The following is a 10,537-nucleotide window of genomic DNA, read 5'->3' on the forward strand; positions in this document are numbered from 1 at the left end:
TTCCCACAGAGGAAATACAACAGCTTCGGAGGACAAAGCCATGCAAACCAAACTCTTGATCAATGGCCAATTGGTCAACGGCGACGGCCCCGCCCAAGCCGTGTTCAACCCGGCCCTCGGTCGTGTGCTGGTGGAAATCAACGAAGCCAGCAAAGCCCAGGTCGACGCCGCCGTGCGCGCCGCCGACAGTGCCTTCGAAGCCTGGTCGCAAACCACGCCGAAAGAACGCTCGCTGTTGCTGCTCAAACTCGCCGACATCATCGAAGCCCATGGCGAAGAACTGGCCAAACTGGAGTCGGACAACTGCGGCAAACCCTACAGCGCCGCGCTGAACGACGAGATCCCGGCGATTGCCGACGTGTTCCGTTTCTTCGCCGGTGCCAGCCGTTGCCTGAGCGGTGCGCTGGGGGGTGAATACTTGCACGGCCACACCTCGATGATCCGCCGCGACCCAGTGGGCGTGATTGCCTCCATTGCGCCGTGGAACTACCCGCTGATGATGGTCGCCTGGAAAGTCGCCCCAGCCCTGGCCGCCGGTAATACCGTGGTGCTCAAACCGTCGGAACAAACCCCGCTGACCGCCCTGCGCCTGGCAGAACTGGCGTCGGAGATTTTCCCGGCAGGCGTGCTTAACCTGGTGTTCGGACGCGGTCCTACGGTTGGCACTCCGTTGGTCACCCACCCGAAAGTGCGCATGGTATCGCTGACCGGTTCCATCGCCACCGGCTCGAATATCATTTCCAGCACCGCCGGCAGCGTCAAACGCATGCACATGGAACTGGGCGGCAAGGCGCCGGTGATCATCTTCGACGACGCTGACATCGACGCCGCCGTGGAAGGCATTCGCACCTTCGGGTTCTACAACGCCGGCCAGGACTGCACCGCCGCCTGCCGCATCTACGCCCAGGCAGGCATCTACGACACCTTCGTCGAGAAGCTCGGTGCCGCGGTCAGCAGCCTCAAATACGGCGTGCAGGATGATCCATCGACGGAGCTGGGCCCGTTGATCAGCGCACAACATCGCGACCGCGTGACCGGGCTGGTCGAACGTGCCATGGCGCAACCGCACATTCGTTTGATCACCGGCGGCAAGCCTGTGGAAGGCAATGGCTTCTTCTTTGAACCGACGGTGCTGGCCGACGCACAACAGGACGACGAAATCGTGCGCCGCGAAGTATTCGGGCCGGTGGTATCGGTGACCCAATTCGCCGATGAAGCGCAGGCACTGGCCTGGGCCAACGACTCGGACTACGGCCTGGCATCGTCGGTCTGGACCACCGACGTCGGCCGCGCCCACCGCCTGTCTGCACGTCTGCAGTACGGCTGCACCTGGGTGAACACCCACTTCATGCTGGTCAGCGAAATGCCCCATGGCGGTCAGAAATTGTCCGGTTATGGCAAGGACATGTCCATGTATGGGTTGGAGGATTACACGGTTGTAAGGCATGTGATGTTCAAGCATTAAAAGCGAAAAGATCGCAGCCTGCGGCAGCTTCTACAGGGTGTACGCCGATCTCCTGTAGGAACTGCCGCAGGCTGCGATCAACACCTCAAAACCGCGAAACACTCCGCATCGCATCCACCAGATAACGCATCGCAATCCGGTCACTTTCCGACAGCTCGCGATAGCGCTCCACCAATTTCAACTCCTCCGAACTGAGCCGACGCCTTCGCCGCCCGGTGGCCAGACAGGGAAAGAGTCCTAACATTTCAGTGATGCCTTGTACTTTCGACATGGACGATGTCCTTCTACACGTCAGAGAAAACTTCAAAACCGCATCGCCCTATCACTTTCAGCGGCCGTCTTGTGTGCACTGAACCCACCGGCCTGAAGGGCCGAAACCGGTCATGTCCATAGAATAGAAATTAAATCGGCGCTGAGAAGCAGTTTTTAGAGTAATTAGTCGAAAAAAGCAGATATGCCCTATAAATCAGAAAGCGCTGTGAGAAACGTTACCTGACATGTCTTGTTTCATTACCGCGCTGTCGCGGTGCTATCAATCATTTTTGCTCCGTAATCGAACGGTTTAAGCTATTTGGCATCTGTTCTAAAGTCCGTAGCGTTTGGCCGAAGGCATGTCCGAACCGTTATTTCTGATCCAGCACGTGCCAGGAACGGCGCGGGATTGTTCACGACAGGTTGTACTTATGCACCGCAGGAATTTGCTCAAAGCGTCCATGGCCATCGCGGCTTACACCGGTCTCTCGGCCACCGGCCTGCTGGCCGCGAACGCCTGGGCCGGTAGCGGCACTGCCGATGGCGATGCTCAGGCGTTCGACTTCGAAGCGCTGAAGAGCCAGGCCAAACAGCTCGCCGGCAAGCCGTATCAGGACACCAAACAGGTGCTGCCGCCGACACTGGCAACCATGACGCCGCAGAACTTCAACGCGATCCGCTACGACGGCAATCACTCGCTGTGGAAGGATCTGAAAGGTCAGCTGGACGTGCAGTTTTTCCACGTCGGCATGGGTTTCAAGCAGCCGGTGCGCATGTACAGCGTCGATCCCAAGACTCGGCTGGCGCGTGAAGTGCATTTCCGCCCGTCGCTGTTCAACTATGAAAAAACCACCGTCGACACCCAACAGCTCAAGGGCGACCTGGGGTTTTCCGGGTTCAAGCTGTTCAAGGCCCCGGAGCTGGATCGGCACGACGTCTTGTCGTTCCTCGGCGCCAGCTATTTCCGTGCGGTAGACGCCACCGGCCAGTACGGTTTGTCGGCCCGCGGCCTGGCGATCGACACCTATGCCAAGAAGCGCGAGGAATTCCCGGACTTCACCAAGTTCTGGTTCGAGACACCGGACAAGGACAGCACCCGTTTCGTGGTGTACGCCCTGCTCGACTCGCCGAGCGCCACCGGGGCCTACCGTTTTGACATCGATTGCCAGGCCGAGCGCGTGGTGATGGAAGTCGACGCCCATGTCAATGCCCGCACCGCCATCGAGCAACTGGGTATCGCACCGATGACCAGCATGTTCAGCTGCGGCACCCACGAGCGCCGTATGTGCGACACCATTCACCCGCAAATCCACGACTCCGATCGCCTGGCCATGTGGCGCGGCAACGGCGAGTGGATCTGCCGTCCGCTGAACAACCCGGCCACCCTGCAATTCAACGCCTTCGCTGACACCGACCCGAAAGGCTTTGGCCTGGTGCAGACCGACCATGAATTCGACAGTTATCAGGACACCGTCGACTGGTACAGCAAGCGCCCGAGCCTGTGGGTAGAACCTACAACCGCGTGGGGCGAAGGCTCTATCGATTTGCTGGAAATTCCTACGACTGGCGAAACCCTGGACAACATCGTCGCGTTCTGGACGCCGAAGAAACCGGTCGCGGCCGGTGATTCCCTGAACTACGGCTACAAGCTCTACTGGAGCGCCCTGCCGCCGGTGAGTACGCCGCTGGCACGGGTCAATGCGACCCGTTCGGGCATGGGCGGCTTCGTCGAAGGCTGGGCACCGGGCGAACATTACCCGCAAGTCTGGGCGCGCCGCTTCGCCGTGGACTTCACCGGCGGCGGGCTGGACCGCTTGCCGGAAGGCGCGGGGATCGAACCGGTGGTGACCTGCTCGAACGGTCAGGTGAAGGATTTCAACGTGCTGGTGCTCGATGACATCAAGGGCTACCGAATCACCTTCGACTGGTACCCGACCAATGACAGCGTGGCGCCGGTGGAACTGCGGCTGTTCATTCGTACCAATGACCGCACGTTGAGTGAAACCTGGCTGTACCAGTATTTCCCGCCGGCACCTGATAAGCGCAAGTACACCTGAGAGTAAACGGATGTCTGAACTGGCCCCATCGCGAGCAGGCTCGCGATGGGGCCGGAGAGCCCAGCAAAATATTTCCACCAGATAAACAAAAGCCCCGGTCCACCCGACCGGGGCTTTTTGGTTTTACAGCGGCCTTCAGTCACGCAAATCCGATTCATGAATCGGCTGGTCACGATGGGTGGCCCGCTGGTATTGCGCCGGCCAGACAGCCTTGTGCCCACCCAGATCGTCATCGGCATGCAGCGGCCAATACGGATCACGCAACAACTCCCGGGCGAGGAAGATGATATCGGCCTGACAGGTACGCAGAATATGCTCGGCCTGGGCTGGCTCAGTGATCATGCCTACAGTGCCGGTGGCAATGCCCGACTCCTTGCGTACCCGCTCGGCGAAACGGGTCTGATAACCGGGCCCGGTAGGAATCTCGGCATTTACCGCCGTACCACCCGACGAGACATCGATCAGGTCCACACCCAAGTCTTTCAGGCGTCGCGCCAGTTCCACGGTTTCGTCGGGGTTCCAGCCGTCTTCCACCCAGTCGGTGGCCGATACCCGTACAAACACCGGTAACTCTTCAGGCCACACGGCCCGCACCGCTTCGGTGACTTGCAGCACCAGCCGGATGCGATTCTCGAACGAACCACCGTACTGATCGCGCCGCTGATTGCTCAACGGTGAAAGAAATTGATGCAGCAGGTAACCGTGGGCGGCGTGCACTTCGACCACTTTGAAACCGGCGGTCAGCGCCCGTTTGGCCGAGTCGACGAAAGCCTGGACGACCTCAGCGATCTCACTTTCATTAAGCTGCTTGGGTGGTGTGTGCTGGGGGTCGAAAGCGATTGGCGAAGGGCCGACCGGAATCCAGCCGCCGTCTTCCGGCTTGACGCTGCCATGCTTGCCCAGCCACGGCCGATGCGTGCTGGCCTTGCGCCCGGCGTGGGCCAACTGAATGCCGGCGACAGCGCCTTGGGCGGCGATGAAGCGCGTAATACGTTGCAAGGGTTCGATCTGTTGATCATTCCAGAGGCCGAGGTCCTGGGCGGTAATACGCCCGTCGGCAGTGACCGCCGTGGCCTCGGTGAATACCAGTCCGGCGCCGCCGATCGCGCGGCTGCCGAGATGGACCAGATGCCAGTCATTGGCCAGCCCATCGACGCTGGAGTACTGGCACATCGGTGACACCGCGATGCGGTTTAGCAGGGTCAATTGACGAAGGGTATAGGGTTCAAGCAGCAGACTCATGGGGCACCTCTCAAATCAGTGGGCAGGCTCCAGGGTTCTGTTTGAATAGTCGACGAGTGACAGGAAAAAGGTGCAGCACCCGCCCCCGCGGGCAAAAAATTCGACAAGACGTCACAAGGATAATCAAGCAGTGCTTAGAGCCTAGTCGACATCGCGGGATCAGGGAGGGTTCAGAGAGATTCGGTGTGAAGGAAATCGCTTTCGCGGGCAAGTCGGATCGCCGCACCGCTCGCTCCTACAGATCACCGATATCTGTAGGAGCGAGGCTTGCCCGCGAAGGATTCAACGCGGTTCGATGTGGGCAATCATCAACTGCACAGTCTCGTTCCCACGGAACTCGTTGAGGTCGAGCTTGTAAGCCAATTCAACCCATTTTATAGTCGGATTCGGCCAAATATCCCGGTCGATCCCGAAAGCGATGCCATCCAGCTTCACCGAGCCGCATTCACTTTTCAGCACCACTTTAAGGTGCCGCTCGCCAACGACGCGTTGCTCGACCAACTGGAACACCCCGTGAAACAGCGGCTCCGGAAAGTGCTGCCCCCAAGGCCCGGCGTGGCGCAGGGCGCGGGCCAGTTCCAGGTGAAACTCCTCGACCGCCAGGGTGCCATCCGACAGCAATCGCCCGGTCAGGTCTTCTTCGCGCATTTGCCTGCGCACTTCGGCATCGAAGGCTTCGGCGAACAACGGAAAATTTGCTTCCGGCAAGGTCAGGCCGGCCGCCATGGCGTGGCCGCCGTATTTACTGATCAGGTTCGGATGTTGCGCCGCGACCACGCTCAAGGCATCGCGAATGTGAAAGCCTTGAACCGAACGCCCGGAGCCCTTGAGCAGGCCATCGCCGGCATCGGCAAAGGCAATGGTCGGACGGAAATAGCGCTCTTTCATACGCGACGCGAGGATACCGATGACGCCCTGGTGCCACTCGGGATCGAACAGGCACAGGCCGAACGGCATCGATTCCACCGGCAGATCCTTGAGCTGGGCCAGCGCCTCGCGCTGCATGCCCTGCTCGATGGATTTACGGTCCTGGTTCATGCCATCCAGCTGGGCGGCCATTTCACGGGCAGCACCCGCGTCGTCGGTGAGCAGGCATTCGATGCCCAGGCTCATGTCATCCAGCCGCCCTGCCGCGTTCAGACGCGGGCCGAGGATGAAGCCCAGGTCGGTGGAGGTGATGCGCGAAGGGTCACGCTTGGCCACTTCAAGGATCGCCTTGAGCCCCGGCCGCGCGCGCCCGGCGCGAATTCGTTCCAGGCCCTGATGCACCAGAATCCGGTTGTTGGCATCCAGCGGTACTACGTCGGCGACGCTGCCCAGCGCCACCAGGTCCAGCAATTCGCCAATGTTCGGCTGCGGCGTGCTCTCGTACCAGCCGAGGCTGCGCAAGCGCGCACGCAGGGCCATCAGCACATAGAAAATCACCCCGACGCCGGCCAGGGCTTTGCTCGGGAATTCGCAACCAGGCTGATTCGGATTGACGATGGCATCGGCCAACGGCAGCTCGTCGCCGGGCAAGTGGTGATCGGTGACCAGTACCTTGAGCCCGGCCTTTTTCGCCGCCGCCACGCCTTCGACGCTGGAAATGCCGTTGTCCACGGTGATCAGCAACTGCGGATCGCGGGTCAGCGCCACTTCGACAATTTCCGGGGTCAGGCCGTAACCGTACTCAAACCGGTTCGGCACCAGGTAGTCGACATGCGCCGCGCCCAGCAGGCGCAACCCCAACATGCCCACGGTACTGGCCGTCGCGCCATCGGCGTCGAAGTCGCCGACAATCAGAATCCGCTGACGCTGCTCCAGCGCCGTTACCAGCAAATCCACCGCCGCCTCGATGCCTTTGAGCTGCTGAAACGGAATCAGCCGCGCCAGGCTCTTGTCCAGTTCAGCCTCGGACTGCACACCCCGCGCTGCGTAAAGGCGGGTCAACAGCGGTGGAATATCACCGAGGAATGGCAGGGTGTCGGGCAACAAGCGAGGTTCGATGCGCATGGGGTGACAGGTGCTTCTCTTGAATACGTAGGATAAAACCGGGTGACGCGGCCAAGTGGCGAATAATCAGCCGCGTTCGCCGGCCAGCCATTGCAACTGGACTTCGTGCTGACCACGGTCGTCGGTGACGAAAATCGTGCCTTCGCTGATCATCACGTCCCACTTGATAACACGCGGCATGTCCTTGGCCAGGGTTTCCAGCACTTCCTGGGGCACGGCGGCGATGTTGACGTTTTTCAGGGTCTTGATCGCCGGGATCACTTTGCCTTCCCAGACGCGCAGGCTGCCGTAGGCCAGCAGGCTGGTGCGTTCGGTGCGGCGCGAGCACCAGGTCAGGCGGTCGGCGTCTGGCTGGCCGACTTCGATCCAGTGCAGGACACGGTCGTCCAGGCTCTTTTCCCACAACGCCGGCTCATCCACGTCTGACAGACCGCGGCCAAAGGACAGCTGCTCGTTGTACCAGAAGGCGTAGGCCAGCAGCCGCACGGTCATGCGTTCTTCGGTTTCCGAAGGGTGACGGGCGATGGTCTGCTTCACGTTCTCGTAGACGCTGCGGTCGAGGTCGGTGAGGTTCAGTTCAAACTTGTAGGTCGTGGACGGCTGGGCCATGAACGGGCTTCTTGATACGGGGAAAGGCGGCAAGTCTAACCGATGCAAGCGGCAATCAACGAATTGAAGGCGATCAACTTTGGCCGATGGATGTCGGCCTATGATAAAACTCTGCTTTCGCTCAGCCTTTGTCCTACAGGATTTCGCATGCCGTTCTCCAACAAACCGCTCTCGGGTCTGAAAGTCATCGAATTGGGTACGTTGATTGCCGGGCCGTTTGCCTCGCGTATTTGCGGCGAATTCGGCGCCGAAGTGATCAAGATCGAGTCACCGGACGGCGGTGATCCGTTGCGCAAATGGCGCAAGTTGTACGAAGGCACCTCGCTGTGGTGGTTCGTTCAGGCGCGCAACAAGAAGTCCCTGACCCTGAACCTGAAACACCCGGATGGCCTGGCGATCCTGAAACAACTGCTCAGTGAAGCGGACATCCTGATCGAGAATTTTCGCCCCGGCGTGCTGGAAAAGCTCGGCCTGGGCTGGGAAGTCTTGCACGCACTGAACCCGAAACTGGTGATGGTGCGGCTTTCCGGCTTCGGCCAGACCGGCCCCATGAAAGATCAGCCGGGCTTCGGTGCCGTCGGTGAATCCATGGGCGGCCTGCGCTACATCACCGGGTTCGAGGACCGGCCGCCGGTGCGCACCGGGATTTCCATCGGCGACTCGATTGCCGCGCTCTGGGGCGTGATCGGTGCACTGATGGCCTTGCGTCATCGCGAGGTCAACGGTGGCTTGGGCCAAGTGGTGGACGTGGCGCTGTACGAAGCGATCTTCGCCATGATGGAAAGCATGGTCCCGGAGTTCGACGTGTTCGGCTTCATCCGCGAACGCACCGGTAACATCATGCCGGGCATCACGCCCTCCTCCATCCACACCAGCGCTGACGGCAAACACGTGCAGATCGGCGCCAACGGCGATGCGATCTTCAAACGATTCATGCTGATCATCGGCCGCGAGGACCTGGCCAACGACCCAGTGCTGGCCAGCAACGACGGGCGTGATAGCCGTCGCGACGAGATTTACGGGGTGATCGATCGCTGGGTCAACTCACTGCCGCTGGACACGGTGATCGAGCAATTGAACCTGGCCGACGTTCCCGCCAGCCGGATCTTCAGCGCCGAAGACATGTTCAGCGATCCGCAGTACCTGGCCCGGGAGATGTTCCTGCAAGCCAAGCTGCCCGACGGCAAAGACTTCAAGATGCCCGGCATTGTGCCAAAACTCTCTGAGACACCCGGCACCTCGGAATGGGTCGGGCCGCAGCTGGGTGAACACAATGCGCAGGTCCTCAACGATCTGGGCTACGACCCGGCACAGATCGCACGGCTGCGTGAAGACGGGGCCATCTAAGCTGAACCGCCTGCTTTCATCCGTCCTCGGTTACGCCGGCATCGGGCGCCTGCTGGCGGCGCTCGGGCTGTTGTCGGGCCTGATATCCCCGGCCCTGGCGCAACCTAAGGAGCATTTGTTTTGGCTGTTGCGCGACCTGCCGCCACTGACAATCTTCGAAGGCCCGAAAAAAGGCCAGGGGGTTATCGACCAAATGATGCCCCTGCTGATCGCCGGTATGCCGCAGTACGAACACACCCTGATGCGGGTCAATCGCGCCCGCGGCATGCAGATGCTTCACGAAGAAACCTTTACCTGCGACCCCTCGTTGGTCTGGAGCAAGGAGCGCGAACAATGGATTGCGTATTCCATTCCGGCCTTCCGGGTGGTCAGCAATGGGTTGGTGATCCGACATGAAGATCGGCCGGTGCTGGAGCCGTTCCTTTCCAACGGTGAAGTCGATCTGGCGGCACTGTTGGCCAGCGGTCGACAGAAAGTCGGGGTGATTGCCGAGCGCCGTTACGGTGAGCTCCTCGACACGCTGCTGCAACAGGCGCCGGCCGGCGCGCTGACGCCCCACTATGGCAATGACGCCCTCGGCAGCCTGTTGCAGATGCAGCGCCTGGGTCGTTTGCAGGTGGTATTGGGTTACTGGCCGGAAATCCGCTATCAGGCCCATCGGGAAAACCTGGCCGATGAGCAACTGGAGTTCTACCCGGTCAAAGGCACGGGCAACTACATGCCCGTGTACATCGGTTGCTCGAATACGCCCCAGGGTCGACAGGCGATCAGTGAAATCAACCGACTACTGCGCGCCCTGCCCCGCGAGCACTTGGACCCGCTGTATGCCGACTGGCTCGACCCGCAAAGACGCAAGGATTACCTGGAAGAAACCAGGGCCTTTTTCGAGCATCAGGCCACGCAAAAATGACAAATCGCAGGCAAAAAGAAACCCCGAGAGGTGGGGAGACAACTCGGGGTTAAACGTGGCCTGTATTACAGACCCGTAGCAGCAAGCTACAAGCACCGGAGCACAATGCTTGATCCTGCTGTTACATGGTCTGACTGACCTTGGCGTAGGAAGGTTCCCACAAAAAACACTTCAATTTCGGCTGGCCAGGCGCTTGTCCTGAGCCGCATTGCGCAACGCCGCGATGACACAGGGTTCCAGGCGTCCTTCAGCAATCAGCACGTCGCGGTGCAAGCCGTCGACGACATCCGTCAGCAGGCGTTTATCGGTTAACTGGGCGTGATTGAACAGCCGTTCGACCACGATGGCGCCGGTCGCACTCTTGAGCGTCACCAGGCATTCGCCATGGGCACCCGATGGGGTCAACGTGACTTGGTACGGGCTCAGAGCCTCGCCGAGCAATAGACTGATACTTTCCATCTCGATCACCACTCAATAGTCCGCAAACAAAGTGCCTGGGGCGTATCCACAGTAAATGACCCCAGGCCCGAGAAGAAAGTTCTGGATTCCAACGGCAGGCGCACCGGCGCCTCTGGTGGATAAAGCATGCCCGGAAAAGATGACAGTAAAAAAACAGCCGCGTTTAAACCCTTTCACCCGAGACACATTCCTTGTAGCAGCTGC

Annotated in this window: 9 protein-coding genes; 4 read left to right on the plus strand and 5 right to left on the minus strand. The window is 60.2% G+C overall.

What is annotated here, in order from left to right:
- Positions 1-40: 40 nt before the first annotated feature.
- Positions 41-1,465, plus strand: a complete 1,425-nt coding sequence (locus tag PMI21_RS06355) for a gamma-aminobutyraldehyde dehydrogenase (RefSeq protein WP_007940615.1) — start codon at positions 41-43, stop codon at positions 1,463-1,465.
- An 85-nt stretch (positions 1,466-1,550) separates the two neighbouring features.
- On the opposite strand, the gene PMI21_RS06350 is transcribed toward PMI21_RS06355, so the two are convergent.
- On the minus strand, positions 1,551-1,736 hold the full coding sequence (locus PMI21_RS06350; RefSeq protein WP_007940616.1) for a hypothetical protein: 186 nt from the start codon (positions 1,734-1,736) through the stop codon (positions 1,551-1,553).
- 412 nt (positions 1,737-2,148) lie between these two features.
- Here PMI21_RS06350 and PMI21_RS06345 point away from each other — a divergent pair, with 412 nt between their 5' ends.
- On the plus strand, positions 2,149-3,774 hold the full coding sequence (locus tag PMI21_RS06345; RefSeq protein ID WP_007940617.1) for a glucan biosynthesis protein D: 1,626 nt from the start codon (positions 2,149-2,151) through the stop codon (positions 3,772-3,774).
- Between the two features lie 135 nt (positions 3,775-3,909).
- On the opposite strand, the gene PMI21_RS06340 is transcribed toward PMI21_RS06345, so the two are convergent.
- From PMI21_RS06340 to PMI21_RS06330, 3 genes are all read right to left on the minus strand, one after another.
- A complete protein-coding gene (locus PMI21_RS06340; protein WP_007940618.1) occupies positions 3,910-5,016 on the minus strand; it encodes an NADH:flavin oxidoreductase/NADH oxidase in 1,107 nt (368 codons plus the stop codon).
- A 282-nt stretch (positions 5,017-5,298) separates the two neighbouring features.
- Positions 5,299-7,008 (minus strand): single-stranded-DNA-specific exonuclease RecJ, encoded by a 1,710-nt coding sequence (gene recJ / locus PMI21_RS06335; RefSeq protein ID WP_007940621.1) that lies wholly within the window; start codon positions 7,006-7,008, stop codon positions 5,299-5,301.
- Between the two features lie 66 nt (positions 7,009-7,074).
- Entirely contained in the window at positions 7,075-7,617 is a 543-nt protein-coding gene (locus PMI21_RS06330; protein WP_007940622.1) for a YaeQ family protein, read from the minus strand.
- 147 nt (positions 7,618-7,764) lie between these two features.
- On the opposite strand from PMI21_RS06330, the gene PMI21_RS06325 reads away from it, so the two are divergent.
- Positions 7,765-8,964, plus strand: coding sequence for a CaiB/BaiF CoA transferase family protein (locus PMI21_RS06325; protein WP_007940623.1), 1,200 nt, complete (start codon positions 7,765-7,767; stop codon positions 8,962-8,964).
- Positions 8,945-9,874, plus strand: coding sequence for a TIGR02285 family protein (locus tag PMI21_RS06320; protein ID WP_007940624.1), 930 nt, complete (start codon positions 8,945-8,947; stop codon positions 9,872-9,874). The genes PMI21_RS06325 and PMI21_RS06320 overlap by 20 nt, the downstream gene beginning before the upstream one ends.
- Before the next feature lie 171 nt (positions 9,875-10,045).
- On the opposite strand, the gene PMI21_RS06315 is transcribed toward PMI21_RS06320, so the two are convergent.
- Positions 10,046-10,333: a DUF3509 domain-containing protein gene (locus PMI21_RS06315; protein WP_007940625.1), complete on the minus strand. Its 288-nt coding sequence runs from the start codon at positions 10,331-10,333 to the stop codon at positions 10,046-10,048.
- Between the last annotated feature and the right edge of the window lie 204 nt (positions 10,334-10,537).

The sequence above is a fragment of the Pseudomonas sp. GM18 genome (assembly GCF_000282195.1).
Classification (GTDB): Bacteria; Pseudomonadota; Gammaproteobacteria; order Pseudomonadales; family Pseudomonadaceae; genus Aquipseudomonas.